The 17,777-nt window shown below is 68.7% G+C and carries 17 protein-coding genes and 1 tRNA gene; 11 read left to right on the forward strand and 7 right to left on the reverse strand.

Annotated features, from left to right (window positions below; all coding sequences use genetic code 11):
• The first annotated feature begins 72 nt into the window (after window positions 1-72).
• The 5 genes from J2W22_RS03365 (at window position 73) to J2W22_RS03385 (ending at window position 5,370) form a co-directional block, all read left to right on the forward strand.
• Window positions 73-147, forward strand: a tRNA-Gly gene (locus tag J2W22_RS03365).
• Window positions 148-278: 131 nt separating this feature from the next.
• Window positions 279-680 carry a DUF2147 domain-containing protein gene (locus tag J2W22_RS03370; RefSeq protein ID WP_307116845.1) on the forward strand — a complete coding sequence of 134 codons (402 nt, stop codon included), beginning with the start codon at window positions 279-281 and terminating at the stop codon, window positions 678-680.
• Window positions 681-776: 96 nt separating this feature from the next.
• Window positions 777-1,199: a DUF2147 domain-containing protein gene (locus J2W22_RS03375; RefSeq protein WP_307116846.1), complete on the forward strand. Its 423-nt coding sequence runs from the start codon at window positions 777-779 to the stop codon at window positions 1,197-1,199.
• Window positions 1,200-1,315: 116 nt separating this feature from the next.
• Complete coding sequence (locus J2W22_RS03380; RefSeq protein ID WP_307116847.1) at window positions 1,316-2,128, forward strand: DUF72 domain-containing protein; 813 nt, start codon at window positions 1,316-1,318, stop codon at window positions 2,126-2,128.
• 278 nt (window positions 2,129-2,406) lie between these two features.
• The gene (locus tag J2W22_RS03385) at window positions 2,407-5,370 is read left to right on the forward strand and encodes a TonB-dependent receptor domain-containing protein (RefSeq protein WP_307116848.1); all 2,964 of its coding nucleotides are present in this window, start codon (window positions 2,407-2,409) and stop codon (window positions 5,368-5,370) included.
• 60 nt (window positions 5,371-5,430) lie between these two features.
• Here J2W22_RS03385 and J2W22_RS03390 read toward each other — a convergent pair whose 3' ends face one another.
• From J2W22_RS03390 to hemC, 6 genes are all read right to left on the reverse strand, one after another.
• The gene (locus J2W22_RS03390; protein WP_307116849.1) at window positions 5,431-6,540 is read right to left on the reverse strand and encodes a CaiB/BaiF CoA transferase family protein; all 1,110 of its coding nucleotides are present in this window, start codon (window positions 6,538-6,540) and stop codon (window positions 5,431-5,433) included.
• On the reverse strand, window positions 6,537-7,055 hold the full coding sequence (locus tag J2W22_RS03395; protein ID WP_307116850.1) for a GNAT family N-acetyltransferase: 519 nt from the start codon (window positions 7,053-7,055) through the stop codon (window positions 6,537-6,539). The genes J2W22_RS03390 and J2W22_RS03395 overlap by 4 nt, the downstream gene beginning before the upstream one ends.
• Window positions 7,055-8,239, reverse strand: a complete 1,185-nt coding sequence (locus J2W22_RS03400; RefSeq protein ID WP_307116851.1) for an acyl-CoA dehydrogenase — start codon at window positions 8,237-8,239, stop codon at window positions 7,055-7,057. Before J2W22_RS03400 ends, J2W22_RS03395 begins: the two co-directional genes overlap by 1 nt.
• 90 nt (window positions 8,240-8,329) lie before the next feature.
• Window positions 8,330-9,163 carry a hypothetical protein gene (locus J2W22_RS03405; protein ID WP_307116852.1) on the reverse strand — a complete coding sequence of 278 codons (834 nt, stop codon included), beginning with the start codon at window positions 9,161-9,163 and terminating at the stop codon, window positions 8,330-8,332.
• Window positions 9,164-9,196: 33 nt separating this feature from the next.
• Window positions 9,197-9,865 carry a uroporphyrinogen-III synthase gene (locus J2W22_RS03410; RefSeq protein WP_307116853.1) on the reverse strand — a complete coding sequence of 223 codons (669 nt, stop codon included), beginning with the start codon at window positions 9,863-9,865 and terminating at the stop codon, window positions 9,197-9,199.
• Window positions 9,862-10,776 (reverse strand): hydroxymethylbilane synthase, encoded by a 915-nt coding sequence (hemC, locus tag J2W22_RS03415; RefSeq protein ID WP_307116854.1) that lies wholly within the window; start codon window positions 10,774-10,776, stop codon window positions 9,862-9,864. Before hemC ends, J2W22_RS03410 begins: the two co-directional genes overlap by 4 nt.
• A gap of 243 nt (window positions 10,777-11,019) precedes the next feature.
• Here hemC and tsaD point away from each other — a divergent pair, with 243 nt between their 5' ends.
• Genes tsaD through J2W22_RS03430 form a run of 3 tightly spaced genes read left to right on the forward strand, consistent with a single transcriptional unit; the run spans window position 11,020 to window position 13,552 of the window.
• Window positions 11,020-12,045 carry a tRNA (adenosine(37)-N6)-threonylcarbamoyltransferase complex transferase subunit TsaD gene (tsaD, locus tag J2W22_RS03420; RefSeq protein ID WP_307116855.1) on the forward strand — a complete coding sequence of 342 codons (1,026 nt, stop codon included), beginning with the start codon at window positions 11,020-11,022 and terminating at the stop codon, window positions 12,043-12,045.
• Window positions 12,042-13,019, forward strand: coding sequence for an NAD(P)H-dependent glycerol-3-phosphate dehydrogenase (locus J2W22_RS03425; protein WP_307116856.1), 978 nt, complete (start codon window positions 12,042-12,044; stop codon window positions 13,017-13,019). Before tsaD ends, J2W22_RS03425 begins: the two co-directional genes overlap by 4 nt.
• Window positions 13,020-13,030: 11 nt before the next feature.
• Window positions 13,031-13,552, forward strand: coding sequence for a DUF1697 domain-containing protein (locus J2W22_RS03430; protein WP_307116857.1), 522 nt, complete (start codon window positions 13,031-13,033; stop codon window positions 13,550-13,552).
• A 205-nt stretch (window positions 13,553-13,757) separates the two neighbouring features.
• On the opposite strand, the gene J2W22_RS03435 is transcribed toward J2W22_RS03430, so the two are convergent.
• On the reverse strand, window positions 13,758-13,910 hold the full coding sequence (locus tag J2W22_RS03435; RefSeq protein ID WP_307116858.1) for a DUF1674 domain-containing protein: 153 nt from the start codon (window positions 13,908-13,910) through the stop codon (window positions 13,758-13,760).
• A 35-nt stretch (window positions 13,911-13,945) separates the two neighbouring features.
• On the opposite strand from J2W22_RS03435, the gene J2W22_RS03440 reads away from it, so the two are divergent.
• From J2W22_RS03440 to J2W22_RS03450, 3 genes are read left to right on the forward strand one after another with little or no spacing between them, the layout of a single operon-like run.
• Window positions 13,946-15,229 (forward strand): RsmB/NOP family class I SAM-dependent RNA methyltransferase, encoded by a 1,284-nt coding sequence (locus J2W22_RS03440; protein ID WP_307116859.1) that lies wholly within the window; start codon window positions 13,946-13,948, stop codon window positions 15,227-15,229.
• Between the two features lie 39 nt (window positions 15,230-15,268).
• Window positions 15,269-15,925, forward strand: a complete 657-nt coding sequence (rpe, locus tag J2W22_RS03445) for a ribulose-phosphate 3-epimerase (RefSeq protein WP_307116860.1) — start codon at window positions 15,269-15,271, stop codon at window positions 15,923-15,925.
• The gene (locus J2W22_RS03450) at window positions 15,922-17,655 is read left to right on the forward strand and encodes a heparinase II/III family protein (RefSeq protein WP_307116861.1); all 1,734 of its coding nucleotides are present in this window, start codon (window positions 15,922-15,924) and stop codon (window positions 17,653-17,655) included. Before rpe ends, J2W22_RS03450 begins: the two co-directional genes overlap by 4 nt.
• Window positions 17,656-17,777 lie beyond the last annotated feature (122 nt).

Consider the following 17,777-nt stretch of genomic DNA (forward strand, 5'->3'; position numbering starts at 1 on the left):
CAAAAGCCGGTGCTACTGGCCGCGCCTCACCCAGCCCGGTGGCGCTTCGCTGCCCCGGACTAGAACGCCAGAGCGGGCGTAGCTCAGGGGTAGAGCACGACCTTGCCAAGGTCGGGGTCGAGGGTTCGAATCCCTTCGCCCGCTCCAGCGTTTTCTGCCGGATTACCGGCACTTATCCAGGAAACTTGAGAGAACGCTCTGGCGCGCGGTGACGTATGCTCGCGCTATGCCATGGGATGGCTTGCGCAGTTGCGGGTCGCGGTGACAAAGTGTTTCCGATGATCGCACGGCTCGCTCTGGCGCTTGGCGCCGCCCTTCTCGTCTCCGCCGCCCCGCTTCCCGACGGGATCGAGGGCGTCTGGCGCAATCCGCACAACAGCGTCCACATCCGCTACGAATCCTGCGGCAAGGGCGCGATCTGCGGCACCGTCGTCTGGGCGAGCGACAAGGCCATCGCGGATGCGAAGCGCGGCGGCACCGACAGCCTGATCGGCACGCAGATCTTCCGCGACCTCTACAAGGCCGGGCCGAATCGCTGGAAGGGCCGGGTGTTCGTTCCCGATATCAAGAAGACGTTCTCGGGCACGGTGACGATCGAAGGCGACAGGATGATCGGCCGCGGCTGCCTGTTGCTCGGCGTCGGCTGCAAGTCGCAGACCTGGTCGCGAATCACCGAGTGATTCGGAACGCTGGGTTTCCATAAGCGCCTCTTGTTACGCGGGCGCACGCTTTCCACTTCAGCGGGCATACAGGTTCCAACCGCAAGAAGTCCCGCCATGTTCGGTAAAATTCTTCGGGCGATTCTGCCCGCGTTCGTGCTGTTCTCGCTCGCGTCTCCCGCTTCGGCCGGTTCGCCGCCCGACGCGCCGATCGCCAGCGAATGGCGCAATCCCAGCAACAGCGTCCATGTCCGCATCGATAATTGCGGCGGCGCGGTGTGCGGCACGGTCACCTGGGCGAGCGACAAGGCGATTGCCGATGCCAGGCGCGGCGGCACGAATCAGCTGATCGGCACCCGGTTGTTCCGCGATCTCAAGCCCGCCGGCCCCGGCAAGTGGAGCGGCAAGGTGTTCGTCCCCGACATCCGCCAGACCTTTTCGGGCACGATCCAGTTCCAGGACGGCGACAAGATGGTCGGCAAGGGCTGCGTGCTGTTCGGCATCATCTGCAAGGCGCAGACCTGGTCGCGCGTGCGCTGAATCTGTTTGGAAATGCGCGAGGGCGCATTTCGAGACGGTGCCGGCCCGCTCCCCCACAACTGTTTGAAAGCAGCCTTCGGGCTGGCAGCCCCGACCGGAACGTTTAGGGTACCTGCATGAGCAACGCACCCATTCGAGTCGGCATCGGCGGCTGGACCTTCGAGCCCTGGCGCGGGACCTTCTATCCCGAGAAGCTCTCCCAGAAGAAGGAGCTCGAATATGCGTCGCGCCAGCTGAGCGCGATCGAGATCAACGGCACCTATTATTCGAGCTTCAAGCCCGCAACCTTCGAAGGCTGGGCGAAGACGGTGCCCGACGGCTTCGTCTTCGCGGTGAAGGGCTCGCGCTTCTGCACCAATCGCAAGGTGCTGGCGGATGCCGGCGAATCGGTCGCGAAGTTCGTCGGCCAGGGGATCGTCGAGCTGGGCGATCGGCTCGGGCCGCTGATGTGGCAGTTCATGGCCACCAAGAAGTTCGATGCCGCCGATTTCGGCGCGTTCCTCGATCTGCTTCCGCGCGTGCATGAAGGGGTGAAGCTCCGCCACGCCGTCCAGGTACGGCACGAGAGCTTCGCCGTGCCCGAGTTCGTCGATCTGTGCCGAAAGGCCGGGGTGGCGATCGTCTATGCCGATTCGCCGCAATATCCGGCGATCGCCGATATCACCGGCGATTTCGTCTATGCCCGGCTCGAGGCCGGTGAGGACGAGAATGTCTTCTGCTATCCCGAGGGCGATCTGCCGCGCTGGACCGATGCGGCGCGGACCTGGGCCGCGGGCGGGCGTCCCGAAGGCCTTCCCTATGTCGAGGGGCGCAACCCGCCGGCCACGCGACGCGAAACCTTCATCTTCTTCATCCATGGCGGCAAGGTTCGCGCGCCGGCGGCGGCGCAGGAGCTGATCCGCCGGCTCGACGAGTCGAATCCGGGCTGAGATCAGCCGCGGGTCCGGCCTTTTCGGCGCCCGAATCCGTCGCATTTCCGCCATTTTCCGGGGGCGGCTGCGCGGACTCGAAATGTCGCGGACACACCCCGGTAAAGATGCGTGCCTTTCGGGATACAGGCCGAAGGCAAAGCGCAACCCCCTATCATCGCCCGCTTTACGCGCGAATCTCCCGCTTTCATCCCGGCGCCAGCGTGCATGCCGTCCCCCGGCATGTGCCTGTTCGTAACCCGCGCGGCGTTTGTGCGGGACAGTATGAAAAGGGTATCATGTTTACGCGTAATATCGCTCGCACGCTGCGTGCAGGGACTGCGCTCTCGGCGCTGACCCTGGCCACCGGCCTCCTCGCCGTCCCCGCCTTCGCGCAGGACACCGCCCCCACCCCCACCGACCAGACCGCCCCGGAAACCCCGGCGGCCGACGAAGCCCCCGAAATCGTCGTCACCGGCTCGCTGTTCGCGACCAAGGTGACCACCTCGCCGGTGACCACCGTCACTGCCGAAAACCTTGACCAGCGCGGCATCAGCACCGTCCAGGACGGCCTGCAGCGTCTCGCCGCCAACAATGGCCCGACGCTCACCAACAGCTTCTCGGCCAACGGCGCGTTCGCCGGCGGCGCCTCGGCGATCTCGCTCCGCGGCCTGTCGACCAACTCGACCCTGGTGCTGTTCGACGGCCTGCGCGCGGCCTATTATCCGCTCGCCGACGATGCGACCCGCAACTTCGTCGACCTCAACACGATTCCGGACGACATCGTCGACCGCGTCGAAGTGCTGAAGGACGGCGCTTCGTCGAGCTACGGCGCCGACGCGATCGCGGGTGTGGTCAACATCATCACCAAGCGCCAGTTCAAGGGCCTGTCGGCCCGCGCCGAAGCCGGCGTCTCGCAGGACGGCGTCGGTGCCACCCAGCGCTTCTCGGTCACCGCGGGCACCGGCGATCTCGATAGCGACGGCTTCAACGCCTATGTCAGCGGCTTCTACTACCATGCCGACCCGGTCTACACGCGCGACCTGCGCGCACCGTTCAACTCGGACGACAAGACCGGAATCGGCGGCCCGAACGACCTCGTGAACGGCGACAATTTCGCGTCCACCTACGCCGGTTCGAATCTCTACGTCGCACCGAGCGCGGGCGGCCGGTACCAGCTGCTCGGCGGCGGCTGCGCCAATGGCAGCCTGATCCAGACCACCGCTGCGCAGCAGACTGCCGACGGCCATGAGCAGCTGCCGACCTCGCTCTGCCAGCAGGACATGACCAACCGCTACGGTGTGGTCGCCCCGCAGGTCGATCGCTTCGGCATCACCGCCCATGTCGCCAAGACCTTCGGCGATTCGGCCGAGGCCTATCTCGAGCTGAACTTCCAGCAGTCGCGCAGCCAGTATAGCGGCACCGCGTCGACCATCTACGCCAACGCGCCGGCGGGCATCTTCAATGCGCCCTATTCGACGCGTGGCAGCGGTGCGAGCTTCGCGCCGGGCTCGGGCGCGCTGACGCTTCCGGTCTATGTCTGCGCCGCGCGCGTGAACTGCACCGCGGCCAATGGCACGCTCAACCCGAACAACCCGTTCGCGGCTACCGGCGACACGGCGACCCTGATCGGCGCAATGCCGAACTTCACCCGCTATGACGAGACGCGCAGCCGCGTGTACCGCGCAGCCGCCGGCATCAAGGGCAGCTTCGGCGACGACTGGAACTACAAGGTCGACGCCACCGCGATGCACACCGACCTGCGTCGTTCGTTCAGCGGCTATGTCTACATCCAGCACCTGCTCGATGTGATCGCCGACGGCTCGTACAACTTCGTCAATCCGTCGGCGAACAGCCAGGCGATCCAGGACTATCTGGCGCCGAGCTTCAACAGCGATGCGTCCTCGGATCTCTACCAGGTCCAGGCGAGCGTGAACAAGGCGCTGTTCCAGCTTCCGGGCGGCCCGGCGCAGATCGGCTTCGGCGGATCGTTCTTCTACGAGGCGGTCGACGCCCCCTCGGCGAACAGCGACATCAACGGCCCGACCCAGCGTTACTTCACGATCAACGCGTTCGGCACCAAGGGCAACCGCACGGTCACCTCGGGCTTCGGCGAGCTCAGCCTGCCGGTGCTCAAGCAGGTCGAGCTCAACCTCTCGGGCCGCTATGACCACTACTCGACCGGTCAGGGCTATTTCTCGCCGAAGGTCGGCGCGAAGTTCACCCCGTTCGACATGCTGACGGTGCGCGGTACCTGGTCGCGTGGTTTCCGTATCCCGTCCTTCGGCGAAGCCAATGCGCTGCCGACCACGGGCTATGTCAACAACACGGCCGGCCTGTTCAACGATGCGTATCTGGCCCAGTATGGCTGCACCACCGGCAACTTCAGCACGGCCTGCCCGCAGTATCTGCGCAATGCCAGCTACGGCGCGACGACGCTCGCCTCGCCGGACCTGAAGCCGGAGAAGTCGCGCAGCATCACGCTGGGCGCGGTGTTCCAGCCGATCCGCAACGTCTCGCTCTCGGTCGATTACTTCAACATCAAGAAGACCGACGCGATCACGTCGCTCTCCTCGGCGGCGGCGCTGCGTGCCTATTATGCCGGCCAGCCGATCCCCGACGGCTACACGATCATCCCGGACGCGGTTGATCCGGCCGTGCCGGGCGCGCTGCCCCGCGTGGCGTTCGTCGAGTCGCACTATGTCAATGCCAACACCCAGAAGGCGGAAGGCATCGACTTCGGCGCGAACGGTCGCTTCAACTTCGGTGACGTGACCTGGACGACCAACCTGGATGCGACGCTCATGCTCGAGCTCAGCACCACGCTGGCCGACGGCACCCGCCAGACCTATGTCGACACGCTCGGCAACTACAACCTGACCGCAGGCACCGGCACCTTCCGCTGGAAGGGCAGCTGGCTGAACAGCTTCGCGTTCGGCAACTATGCCGTCACCGGCACGGTGAACTACACCTCGGGCTATGACCTCTCGGCCATGGACCAGGACACCGGCTACAAGGACTGCGGCCTCGCGCCGTCGCCTGCGTACACCGGCTGCCGCGTGAAGAGCTACATCACGTTCGATCTGAACGCGACGGCCAAGATCGCCGACAAGTTCACGATCTACGCGAACGTGCTCAACCTGTTCGATCGTCTGCCCGACGTCGATCCGGTCACCTATGGCGCGTATCTCTACAACCCGGTCCAGGCCGGCGACGGCATCTATGGCCGCCGCTTCACGGTCGGCGCCAAGCTCAACTTCTGAGCTTGCGGGGTCCCGCTTAGGGAGAGGAAGGGCGGTCCCGAAAGGGGCCGCCCTTTTTCGTCAGGGGCGTCTGGGGCTGGCGCTGTCCGCCACCATGCGCTCGCCGTCGATCGTGATCGGCGACGCGATGCCGGGCAGCCCGTCGCGCACGATCTTCATGCCGCGGGCGATCACCTGCGGGTCGGCGAACACTTCGTCCACCGTGTTGATCGGCCCCGCCGGCACGCCCTCGGCCTCAAGCGCCTCGTACAGGTCGGCCTTGGCCCATTGCCGGATCGCCGCCTCAAGCAGCGGAAGCAGGATCTCGCGATTTGTCACCCGCGCGGGATTGGTCGCGAAGCGCGGGTCGCTACCATAATCGAGCCCCAGCACCCCGCAGAGCTTGCGGAACTGCGAATCATTGCCGACCGCGATGATCAGCTCGCCGTCCTTCGCCTGAAAGGCTTGGTAGGGCACCAGGTTGGCATGGCCGTTGCCCATCCGGTGCGGCACTTTGGCGGGATTGGCCATCCAGTTGAGCGCCTGGTTGGCGAGCACGCCGACCTGGGTATCGAGCAGCGCCATGTCGATATGCGCGCCCTCGCCGGTAACATCGCGCCTGCGCAGCGCCGCGAGGATTGCCACCGCCGAATAGACGCCGGTGAAGATGTCGGCATAGGCGATGCCGGCCTTTTGTGGCGCACCGTCGGGCTCGCCGGTCAGCGACATGAAGCCGCCCATCCCCTGGATGATGAAGTCGTACCCGGCGCGCGGCGCATAGGGTCCGGTCTGGCCGAAGCCGGTGATCGAGCAGACCACCAGCCGGGGATTCAGCGTCCGCAGCGACGCCGGATCGAGCCCGTATTTGACCAGCCCGCCAACCTTGTAATTCTCGATGACGACGTCCGCATTGGCGACCAGCGCGCGCACCGCCGCCTGGCCCTCGGGCGTGGCGATGTCGATCGCCTGGGCGGTCTTGCCGCGGTTGCAGGCATGGAAATAGGCGGCGTCGCGGTTCTCGCCGTCGGCATCGTGGAGGAAGGGCGGCCCCCAGTGGCGGGTGTCGTCGCCTTCGCCTGGCCGCTCGATCTTGACCACCTCGGCGCCCAGGTCGGCGAGTAGCTGCCCGCACCAGGGCCCCGCGAGGATCCGCGCCAGCTCGACGACCTTGATGCCCTCGAGCGGCTTCATGCCCGGCTGATCTCGTAGATGACGTGCGGCTTCATCTCGCCGGCCATCAGCCGCTCGACCGTGCCCGGCCGCGCTACCCCGCCGATCTTCTCCATCGCCTTGCGCGAGCGGATGTTACCGACGCCCACGGTGAACACCGCGGTGCGCACGAAGCGGTGGATATGGTCGAGCATCAGCCGCTTGATCTCGCGATTGTAGCTGCCGCCCCAATAGTCCCGGGCGAGATAGGTCCAACCGATCTCGATCTCGTCGGCGGCTTCGTCCCAATTGTCGAAGCGCGACGATCCGATCACCTTGTCCGCGGCCTTGTCGATTATGGTCAGCGCCCCGCCGCTGGCGATGCCGGCGTCGAAATAGGCGCGGAACACCGGCTCCTGCCAGCGGTCATGCGCGGGATGGACCTCCCAGACGAGCGGATCGGACGCCACCGCGAACAGCGCGTCCCAGTCCGCCGGCGTGCTGGGGCGGAGCAACACCCGCTCGCCCTCAAGGATCGGCTGGCGCTCGGGCGGCATCAGAACGCCGCGATCCCCGTGATCGCACGGCCCAGGATCAGCCCGTGCACGTCATGGGTACCCTCGTACGTGTTCACCGTCTCCAGGTTGATCGCATGGCGCAGCACATGGAACTCGGCCGAGATGCCGTTGCCGCCATGCATGTCGCGGGCGACCCGGGCGATATCGAGCGCCTTGCCGCAATTGTTGCGCTTGATGATCGAAATCGCCTCGGGCGCCAGCGTACCCTCGTCGAACATCCGGCCGGCCCGCAGCGCCGCCTGCAGACCGAGCGCGATCTCGGTCTCCATGTTGGCGAGCTTGAGCTGGACCAGTTGGTTGGCGGCGAGCGGCTTGCCGAACTGTGCCCGGTCAAGCGTGTACTGCCGCGCCGCGTGCATGCAGGCCTCGGCCGCGCCCATCGAGCCCCAGGCGATGCCGTAGCGCGCGCGGTTGAGGCAGCCGAACGGACCCTTGAGCCCCTGCACCTCGGGCAGCAGCGCATCCTCGCCCACTTCGACCCCGTCCATCACGATCTCGCCGGTGATGCTCGCGCGCAGGCTCAGCTTGCCCTCGATCTTCGGCGCGGACAGGCCCTTCATGCCCTTCTCGAGCACGAAGCCCTTGATCCCGCCGCCATGCGCCTCGCTCTTCGCCCAGACGACGAAGACGTCGGCGATCGGCGAGTTGGTGATCCACATCTTTGAGCCGGTCAGCTTGTAGCCGCCGTCGATCTTGGCCGCGCGGGTGCGCATGCCGCCCGGGTCGGAGCCGGCATCGGGCTCGGTCAGGCCGAAACAGCCGACCCATTCACCGGTCGCCAGCTTGGGCAGGTATTTCCGCTTCTGCTCCTCGGTGCCGTACGCGTTGATCGGGTGCATCACCAGGCTGGACTGCACCGACATCGCCGAGCGATAGCCCGAATCGACCCGCTCCACTTCGCGCGCCACCAGGCCATAGGAGACATAGCCGAGCCCCGCGCCGCCATAGGTCTCGGGGATCGTCGCGCCGAGCAGGCCGAGCGCGCCCATCTCCGACATGATCTCGCGGTCGAAATGCTCGTCCAGATAGGCCCGCGTCACTCGCGGCAGCAACTCGCCCTGCGCATAGTCGCGCGCGGCGTCGCGGACCATCCGTTCCTCATCGGTCAGCTGCGCATCGAGCCCGAAGGGGTCTGCCCAGTCGAACCGGCCCATCTCTGCCATTTTCTCGTCCTCTCCAGATTGGTCTTCGCCGTCCTAGTCGCTCGCGCGCCCGAAACCTGTCGGGATGACGGCATGGGGTATGCGGTGCGGCTATCCCGCCTGGGCGGGAGGCGCCGGCGGCGGCACGTCCATCGCCGCGCGCTCGATGTCGGTCAGTGCCATGCGTGCCGCGACATAGCGCCGGGCGGCACCGGTCCAGCTCTCGGCGACCGAGACGCCGGGCAGGTGCGCCACTTCGGCCAGCGCCGCCTCGACATCGCCGCGGTCGAGCGCGCGCCGGGCGCGGCGCAGCCGCTCTGCGGGCAGCGGGCTTGGCGTGTCGGCCTGGCGCAGCACCACCAGGTTGCCGAGCATCCGGCGCACCCGGTTCCACAGGCTGTCATTGGGATCGTTGGAAAGGCGCGGCGCCAGCGTGTCGAGGGCCAGACGGAGGTCCTCGAGCGTCACCGGCTGGGCGGCGGCGCGCAGGATCGCGGCGACCGCCTCGCTGTTGCGCTCGCCGAAGCGGGCGCGCAGCTGGTGCTCGAGCGGCCCGAGCGGCTGGCCGCGCTCGATTGCGCGGCGCACCGCGAAGACCACCATCATCCGCTCGGCGCGGGTGGCATAGGCGGCGGCGTTCCGCGAACTCGCATCGGAATCGCGGATGCGCAACTCGATCTGGTCGAGCTTGCCGGCGAGCATCGTCTCGCGCGCGCTCAGCGTGGCAAGGTCGGTGCCCGGCGGCAGCGCCGGGATCGCCGCCTGCGGGGTGGTGGGGGCAGGGGCGGGCGCCGGGGCCGTGTCCCGTGGGGAAAGCCCGCCGGCCAGCCCGACGGCGCCGATGGTCACACCGATGCCGCCCGCGAAGGCGATCATGCCGATCAGGCTGGCACTGCGCCACCAGGGAATGCGCTGGGGCGGGGGCGCGAGGGTCTCGTCGCTCATAGGGGCCCTTATTCGCCGCGCGGCGTCGCGCGGTCAATCGGCGAGCTGCAATGCGAGCGCTATCAGCGTGTCGGGATGCGTGTCCGGGGCGATCTCGACCTGCCTCCAGCCGGCCCCCGCCGCTTCGGCCGCCCGCGCGCTGATCGCCGCGATGCTGGTGATCGCGCGGTGATCGGGGGCGACCAGTTCGGCCAGCCGCGCCCCGGCCCGGGCCGACTGGACCAGCGCGACCGCGCCGCGCAGCCGCACCGCCTGGTCGGGCACGATGGCGAGCGCCTCGCTGGCATAGACGGTGATCGCCTGCGCCACCACGCCGCCGGCATCGAGCATCCGCTCGCGCCCGCCGAGCAGCAGCGCGCGCGTAACGCCCATCGCCTCCGCCGCCGCGACCAGCTCGGCCGCGCCGCCTTCACCGACATGCACCACGTCGAAGCCGAAGCGCCGCGCCGCCTCGGCGGTCACCTTGCCCACCGCATGCACCGGCAACCCGAGCAACGCACTCAGCTGCGCCCCGCCATGGCGCACCGCATTGGCGCTAGTCAGCAGCAGCGCGTCGAACTGGCTGTTATCGGGCGCGGTCCAGTCGATCGGTCCGGCGGCGAACAGGGGCAGCCGGATCGCCGTCCGTCCCGCCGCCTCGATCGCCGCCGCAGTCACGCGGTTGCCTGGCTCGGGCCGGAGCACGGCGATGGCGCGGCTCATCCCTCGAACAGGCGGCGCACCGCTTCGGGCGCGCGGTCGAGCAGGTCGCGGGCCAGCGCGGCGGGCAAGGCAGGGTCGAGCGGCGCGCCCTCGATGCTGCCATGGACATGCGCGCTGCCATCCTCGCTCAGCAGCTCAGCCTCCAGCGTCAGGATACCGCCCTCGATCACCGCCAGCGCGGCGACCGGCGAATGGCAATCGGCCTTGAGCGCGGCGAGCAGCGCGCGCTCGGCGGCGACGCAGCGATGCGTCACGGCATCGTCGATCGCGCCGACCAGTTCGCGGGCATGTGCGTCGTCGGCGCGGATTTCCACCCCCACCGCGCCCTGGGCCGGGGCGGGGAGCAATATGTTGGTCGGGATCTCGGTGCCGACGTCATGGCGTCCCAGCCGCTCCAGTCCCGCCGCCGCCAGCAGCGTCGCATCGGCCTCGCCCGCCGCCAGCTTGGCCAGCCGGGTATCGACATTGCCGCGGAACAGTATGGTGGAAAGGTCGGGGCGCAGCCGGCGGATCTGGGCGGCGCGGCGCGGCGAGCTGGTGCCGAGCACGCCGCCCCGGGGGATCGCATCGATCGACGCGGCGCCGACCAGCCGGTCGCGCACATCGGCGCGCGGAAGCATCGCGGCGATCGCAATCATGTCGGGCCGGATGGTCTCGACATCCTTCATCGAATGGATCGCGGCATCGATCTCGCCGTTCAGCAGCGCCCGGTCGAGCTCCTTGGTCCACAGCGCCTTGCCGCCGATCTCGGCGAGCGCGCGGTCCTGCACCTTGTCGCCGGTGGTCTTGATCACGACGATCTGGAAGTCGGACACCGCCAGCCCATGTGCGGCGATAAGCGCATCGCACACCATCTCCGCCTGTACCAGCGCAAGCGGCGAACCGCGGGTTCCCAGTTTGAAAACGGCCATGCCGGTTCCTTAGTGGCTCGTGCAGCGCTTGTCGAAGTGGACACTTTCGTTCGCGCAACGACGCAACGGCGCAACGATCGTTGGAATTGCCGCGAAGCGGCGGGCATGCACCGCTCGGATGGAGGCTTTCGGGCGCCCGGAGGGCAGGGCCCGTCGCGTCGTCGCGTCGTTGCGCGAACCAGAACTTCGACAACGCGCCCGTGAGTTACTAGATGCGCAAACAACGGAGTACGAAGAACCACTATGGCCCTGATCCTCGGCCTCGAATCGAGTTGCGACGAAACCGCTGCCGCCCTGGTCACCACCGACCGGCAGGTGCTGGCCCACAAGCTCGCCCGGCAGGAAGCCGCGCACCGTCCCTATGGCGGCGTCGTGCCGGAGATCGCCGCGCGCGCGCATGTCGAGGCGATCGGCCCGCTGATCCAGGGCGCGTTCGAGGAAGCCGGCGTCACCCTCGCCGATGTCGACGCGATCGCCGCCACCGCCGGCCCCGGCCTGATCGGCGGCGTCATGGTCGGGCTGGTCACCGGCAAGGCCCTGGCGTTGGCGGGCAACAAGCCGCTGATCGCGATCAACCATCTCGAAGGCCACGGTCTCTCCCCGCGGCTCACCGATCCCGACCTCGAATTCCCCTATCTCCTGCTGCTCGTCTCGGGCGGCCATTGCCAGCTGCTGCTGGTCGAGGGGGTGGGGCGCTACCAGCGCCTCGCCACCACGATCGACGATGCCGCGGGCGAGGCGTTCGACAAGACCGCCAAGATGCTCGGCCTGGGCTTTCCCGGCGGCCCGGCGGTGGAGGAAGCCGCATCGCGCGGCAATCCCAAGGCCGTGCCGCTGCCGCGTCCGCTGCTCGGCTCGCCCGAGCCGCATTTCTCCTTTGCCGGCCTCAAGAGCGACGTCGCCCGCAAGGTCGGGCTCTACAGCGCCGAGGATATTGCCGCCTCCTTCCAGCAGGCGGTGGTCGATTGCCTGCTCGACCGCACCCGCCGGGCGATCGCCCGGGTCGATGCGACGGCCCTGGTCGTCGCCGGCGGCGTCGCGGCGAACAGAGCGGTGCGCGGCGCTCTGGAACAACTGGCCGCGGAAAGTCGCATGCGCTTCGTCGCGCCGCCGCTCTGGCTGTGCACCGATAATGCGGCGATGATCGGCTGGGCGGGAGCCGAGCGCTTCCTGGCGGGTTTCAGCGATCCGCTCGATACGCCGGCGCGCGCGCGCTGGCCGCTCGATCCGGAGGCGGAGAAGGTCCGCGGCGCGGGAGTGAAGGCATGAGGATAGGCGTTATCGGTGGCGGCGCCTGGGGCACGGCCCTGGCCCAGGTCGCGGCACGCGGCGACCGCGAGGTGCTGCTCTGGGCGCGTGAGCCCGAAGTGGTCGACAGTGTGAACATCGACCACCAGAATGCGCTGTTTCTCCCTCAGGTGCCGCTGAGCCCCGCCATCCGGGCAACCCGCGACCTTGGTGAGCTTCGGGATATGGAGGCTCTGCTGGTGGTCGCCCCCGCCCAGCATGTCCGCGCCGTTCTGTCCGAGACCCCGGTGGGAAGCACCCCCCTGGTCCTCTGCGCCAAGGGGATCGAGGCCGGCACCAAGCTGCTGGTCGGCGAGGTCGCCCACCAGGTCGCCCCCAAGGCCCCGCTGGCGGTGCTCTCCGGCCCGACCTTCGCCCATGAGGTGGCCGCGGGCAAGCCGACCGCCGTCACCCTGGCCTGCGAGGACGAAGGCCTGCGCACCCGCCTCGCCGATCGCCTGGCGAGCCCGGCCTTCCGCACCTATGGCTCGGCCGATGTGGTCGGCGCGGAGATCGGCGGCGCGGTCAAGAACGTCCTCGCCATCGCCTGCGGCGTGGTAGAAGGGGCGGGCCTCGGCCTCAACGCCCGTGCCGCGCTGATCGCCCGCGGCTTTGCCGAGATGACCCGCTTCGGCATGGCTCGCGGCGCCCAGGCCGAGACGCTCACCGGTCTCTCGGGGCTCGGCGACCTCGTCCTCACCTGCTCCTCGACCAATTCACGCAACTTCTCGCTCGGCCTCGGCCTCGGCCAGGGCCGCAGCGCCGCCGAGCTGATGGCCGATCGCAAGACCGTCGCCGAGGGTGCCTTCACCGCGCCGGTGCTGCGCGAGGCGGCCCGCGACGCCGGGATCGACATGCCGGTCACCGAAGCGGTCAACGCCCTGCTCGAAGGCGCGCCGGTGGCCGAGGTGATCGAGGCGCTGCTCAGCCGCCCGCTGCGGGAGGAAAAGGCGTGAAATGGGCGGCGATGCTCCGAGGGATCAACCTCGGCAAGCGCCAGCTCAAATCGGCCGAGCTCAAGGCCGTCGTCGAGGGCATGGGCTTCACCGAGGTCAGGACGATCCTCGCCTCGGGCAATGTCGTGTTCGAGGCGGGCGAGGCGAAGCCCGAAGCGCTGGAGCGCGATCTCCACGCCGCGCTGGAAAAGGCGACCGGGCTCAAGTCCGATGTCTATGTGCGCAATCGCGTCGATCTCGAGAAGCTGGCCGAAGCCAATCCCTTCCCGAAGGAAGCCGAAGAGCGCCCGAGCTTCCTGGTCGTCAGCTTCCACCGCGAATCGCCCGACCAAGCGGCGATCGACAGGTTGCTGGAAAGCTATGACGGCCCCGAGCGCATGGTGATTATCGGCCGCGAGCTGTTCACCGATTTCCCGGACGGCCAAGGCCGCTCGAACCTGATCCCGGCGATGCAGAAGGCGAAGCTGTCGCACGCCAATACCGGGCGCAACTGGAACACCGTGCTCAAGCTGCTGGCGGCGGTCAGCGACTAATTCCCGTCATCCCGCACTTTCCTTCGTCATCCCCGCCTGCGCGGGGATGACGATTGAGGAAGTCCTCAGCTCGCCACCACTCCCAGTTCCCCGGCGAAGGCCGGGGCCCAGTTTCAACGAAGCGGGTGAGGCGCGTCAGCCTATCGAAAGGCGTGGCAGCTGGACCCCGGCCTTCGCCGGGGAACGGATAGGGATGCCGACGCCTTTAAAAGTCGACCGCCACGCCCTTGCGCTCCCAATCCCCGTACCGAGTCGGGTCGAGCGCATCGGGTTCCTTCTCCGCCGGCGCCGGCTTGGGCACGGGCGGGCTGGGCGTCAGATACGCGGGCGGTTTCACATTTGCGGGGCGCTGGGCCATAGGCTGCAGATCGTCCTTCCAATCCACGAGGTCAAGTGAAGCCCCCGCGTCGCCCCAATCCCCGCCAGAACGCGCCCGACGGTCCCGGCGTCCCTACCCGCCGTGCGGCGCTGAAGCTGCTCGACGCGGTGCTCCGGCGCGGGCTGGCGCTCGAACAGGCGCTCGATTCGGCGGCACAGGGCCTGGCGCCCAATGATCGCGGCCTCGCCCATGCCATCGCCGCCGAAGTGCTGCGCCGGCTGCCCGATCTCGACGCGCTGATCGATTCGGCGACCAAGCAGACCCTGCCCGAGGATGCCAAGGCGCGCTTCGCGCTGCGCATCGCGCTGGTCCAGGCGCTGGCGCTGGGCACGCCGGGCCATGCCGCGATCTCCACCGTGCTGCCTTTGGTCGATGGCGGCCCGCGCAAGCTCGTCCACGGCGTGTTCGGCACGCTGGTGCGCCAGGGCGTGACCCTGCCCGAGCCGCCGACCCTGCCCGATGCGGTGGCGCTGCGCTGGCACGCCGCCTGGGGCGACCAGATGATCGCCGATGCCGAACAGGCCATCGCCGTGCCGCCGCCGCTCGACCTCACTTTGCGCGACCCCGCTGTCGTGCCCGACCTGCCCGGCACCAGCCTGATCCCCGGCCATCTCCGCCTCGACGAGAAGGGCCCGGTGGCGATGCTCGAAGGCTTTGCCGAGGGCGACTGGTGGGTGCAGGACCTCGCCGCCTCGCTTCCTGCCCGGCTTATCGGCAAGGGCGCAGGCACCGCGCTCGACCTGTGCGCCGCGCCCGGGGGCAAGACGCTCCAGCTCGCCGCCGCCGGCTGGCAGGTGACCGCGGTCGACATCTCCGAAAGTCGTCTGGCGCGACTTCACGAGAATCTCGAGCGCACGGGGCTGGAGGCAGAGGTGGTCGATGCCGATCTGCTCAAATGGCAGCCCGGTGCGCCGGCCGATGCCGTGCTGCTCGACGCGCCGTGCAGCGCCACCGGCATCTTCCGCCGCCACCCGGACGTGCTCCACCGCGTCCGCCCCAGCCTGATCCGCGAGATGGCCGAGCTGCAGGGCAGGCTGCTCGCCCGCGCCGCCGATTGGGTGAAGCCCGGCGGCACGCTTGTCTTCTCCACCTGCTCGCTCGAGCCGGAGGAGGGCGAGCAGCAGCTGGAGGCCTTCCTCAAGGCGCGGCCCGACTATGCGATTCTGCCGGTGAAGCCCGAGGAGCTTCCCGATGGCGTCATGCCACGCGAGGACGGCAGTCTGCGGCTGCTTCCGGGAACGCTGGCCGATGCCGGCGGGTTGGACGGGTTCTTCATCGCGAGGATGCGCCGCACCTAGCTGGTTGCGCGCGAGTCGCCCCATGCTAAGGGTTCGCGCATGGCCGTCCGCATCGCACCTTCGATCCTCTCCGCTGATTTCGCCAAGCTGGGCGAGGAAATTCGCGCCATCGACGCCGCCGGCGCCGACTGGATCCATGTCGACGTGATGGACGGGCATTTCGTGCCCAACATCACGATCGGCCCGGGGGTGATCAAGGCGCTGCGCCCGCACACCGCCAAGCCGTTCGACGTGCATTTGATGATCGCGCCGGTCGATCCGATGCTCCAGGCGTTCGCGGACGCCGGCGCCGACTGCATCTCGGTGCACCCCGAATCCGGCCCGCATCTCCACCGCACGCTCCAGACGATCAAGGGCCTGGGCAAGCGCGCCGGCGTGGTGCTCAACCCCGCGACCCCGGTGGAATCGATCGATTACGTCATGGACCTGATCGACCTGGTCCTGGTGATGAGCGTGAACCCCGGCTTTGGCGGGCAGAAGTTCATCGAGAGCCAGCTCGGCAAGATCGCCGAGCTGCGCAAGCGGATCGACGCCAGCGGCCGCGCCATCGACCTCGAGGTCGATGGCGGCATCGATCGCGAGACCGCGCCGCGCGCCATCGCCGCGGGCGCCGACGCGCTCGTCGCGGGCACCGCCACCTTCACCGGCGGGCCGGGCCAATATGCCGCCAACATCGCTGCGTTGCGAGGCGGGTGAGCGATGACGATATCGGCTCCGGCGCCGACGGAGTCGAGCAGGGCAAGCGGCTCATCCGCACGGGCGGCGAACGCGGCCTCAGCCTGGCCGAGCGCATCTCCGAGCGTTTCCAGCGCCTCGCCTGGCGGACTCCGCTCCACAATATGCGCCTGAAGGGCCGGCACCCGCTCAAGCTGATCGCGGTCGGCGAGGACCCCTTTTTCGGGGACGTCGAGCGCGGCAATGCGCTGCTCGACGGCTATGTCCTGTTCCGTGGCGAGCAGCGCTCGATCACCGGGCTCGATTTCGCCCGGCCGGACTGGTCGGCGGCGATGGGGGACTATCTCCACGGCTTTGGCTGGCTGCGCGACCTGTCGAGCGTCACCACCCGGGTGACCGCCGCGCCGATCGCCGAGGGGCTGATGCAGCGCTGGCTGGCGGTGCATGGCGACAAGGTCTCCGAGCCGGCCTGGCGCGCCGATCTGGTCGGCAAGCGCATCCTCGCCTGGACCGCGCACGCGCCGCTGATCCTTTCGGCCAACGACCTGGTCTATCGCTCCTCGGTGCTGCACGCGCTGGCCAAGGGGGCGCGTCATCTCGATCGCGCCGCCGATCGCGTGCTGCTCGGCACGCCGCGCATCGCTGCCTGGTGCGGGGTGCTGGTCGCCGGACTGATGATCCCGGGCGGCGATCCGCGCCGCTCCTTCGGCGAGACCGGGCTGCGCCGCGCGCTCGAACAGTCGATGTTCGACGATGGCGGCACCGTCGGGCGCTCGCCATGGGGGCAGCTCGAGGCGATCCAGCTGCTGACCATCCTGTCCAGCGCCTATGAGGCGCGGCGGCTCGAGCCGCCGGCGCTGGTTTCCTCGGCGCTCAACCGCATGGTCACCGCGCTGCTCGGCGTCTGTCACGGCGACAAGGGGCTGGGCAGCTGGCAGGGCTCGGCGCCGGTGCCGGGTGCGCTGATCGAGCAGGCGGTCGAGGCGACCGGCGTGCGCACCCGTCCGCTCAAGCAGGCGCGCGAATGGGGCTATCAGCGGCTCAATGCCGGCAGCACGGTGCTGATCATCGACGCCGCGCCCCCGCCTTTGGCGCGATTGGCAGCCGGCGGATGCGCGTCAACGCTCGCTTTCGAACTTTCCGACGGCGCGAACCGTATCGTGGTCAATTGCGGCGGCTCCGCCATGGCCAGCCAATCGCTCCCGAGCGCACTCACCGAAGGGCTCCGCACCACCGCGGCGCACTCCACTTTGACGCTGGCGGACAGCAACTCGACCGCGATCCACCCCGACGGCTCGCTGGGTCGCGGCGTGGTCGAAGTCGAGCTGGCCCGCACCGAGAGCGAGAATGGCAGCCGGATCGAGGCGAGCCACGATGGCTATGTCCGCCGCCTCGGCTTCACCCATCGCCGGCTGATCGCGCTGGGCGGCGACGGGCGCGACGTCCGCGGCGAGGACATGCTGCTCCCCGCCGACAAAAGGAAGCGCAAGGCCAGCACCCCCTTCGCGATCCGCTTCCACCTGGCGCCGCAGGTCGAGATCTCGCCCACCGCCGACGGCCAGGCCGCGATCCTGCGCCTGCCGAGCGGCCAGCTCTGGCAGTTCCGCTGCAAGGGCGGGGCGCTGGGGTTCGAGGATTCGATCTGGATCGACGGTGCGGGCAAGCCGGTGGCGACGAAGCAGCTGGTCATCACCGGCGAGTCGCTGGCTGGCGGCGCCAATGTCAGCTGGCTGTTCCACCGGGCGAAATAGCAAATTCCCCTTCCGCTTGCGGGAGGGGTTGGGGCCCTCCGCCTCGACAGTTACAGTCCTCCGCCGGCCCCTCCCGCAAGCGGAAGGGGAGATAAAGGTTGCGCCCAGCCCTCCGATCCGTA

Source organism: Sphingomonas kyeonggiensis (assembly GCF_030812785.1).
GTDB lineage: Bacteria > Pseudomonadota > Alphaproteobacteria > Sphingomonadales > Sphingomonadaceae > Sphingomonas > Sphingomonas kyeonggiensis_B.

Bases quoted from the DNA above. Each gene is read 5' to 3' on its own strand.
- J2W22_RS03370 (WP_307116845.1), top strand. From the start codon at position 279: ATGATCGCACGGCTCGCTCTGGCGCTTGGCGCCGCCCTTCTCGTCTCC.
- J2W22_RS03375 (WP_307116846.1), top strand. From the start codon at position 777: ATGTTCGGTAAAATTCTTCGGGCGATTCTGCCCGCGTTCGTGCTGTTC.
- J2W22_RS03380 (WP_307116847.1), top strand. From the start codon at position 1,316: ATGAGCAACGCACCCATTCGAGTCGGCATCGGCGGCTGGACCTTCGAG.
- J2W22_RS03385 (WP_307116848.1), top strand. From the start codon at position 2,407: ATGTTTACGCGTAATATCGCTCGCACGCTGCGTGCAGGGACTGCGCTC.
- J2W22_RS03390 (WP_307116849.1), bottom strand. From the start codon at position 6,540: ATGAAGCCGCTCGAGGGCATCAAGGTCGTCGAGCTGGCGCGGATCCTC.
- J2W22_RS03395 (WP_307116850.1), bottom strand. From the start codon at position 7,055: ATGCCGCCCGAGCGCCAGCCGATCCTTGAGGGCGAGCGGGTGTTGCTC.
- J2W22_RS03400 (WP_307116851.1), bottom strand. From the start codon at position 8,239: ATGGCAGAGATGGGCCGGTTCGACTGGGCAGACCCCTTCGGGCTCGAT.
- J2W22_RS03405 (WP_307116852.1), bottom strand. From the start codon at position 9,163: ATGAGCGACGAGACCCTCGCGCCCCCGCCCCAGCGCATTCCCTGGTGG.
- J2W22_RS03410 (WP_307116853.1), bottom strand. From the start codon at position 9,865: ATGAGCCGCGCCATCGCCGTGCTCCGGCCCGAGCCAGGCAACCGCGTG.
- hemC (WP_307116854.1), bottom strand. From the start codon at position 10,776: ATGGCCGTTTTCAAACTGGGAACCCGCGGTTCGCCGCTTGCGCTGGTA.
- tsaD (WP_307116855.1), top strand. From the start codon at position 11,020: ATGGCCCTGATCCTCGGCCTCGAATCGAGTTGCGACGAAACCGCTGCC.
- J2W22_RS03425 (WP_307116856.1), top strand. From the start codon at position 12,042: ATGAGGATAGGCGTTATCGGTGGCGGCGCCTGGGGCACGGCCCTGGCC.
- J2W22_RS03430 (WP_307116857.1), top strand. From the start codon at position 13,031: ATGCTCCGAGGGATCAACCTCGGCAAGCGCCAGCTCAAATCGGCCGAG.
- J2W22_RS03435 (WP_307116858.1), bottom strand. From the start codon at position 13,910: ATGGCCCAGCGCCCCGCAAATGTGAAACCGCCCGCGTATCTGACGCCC.
- rpe (WP_307116860.1), top strand. From the start codon at position 15,269: ATGGCCGTCCGCATCGCACCTTCGATCCTCTCCGCTGATTTCGCCAAG.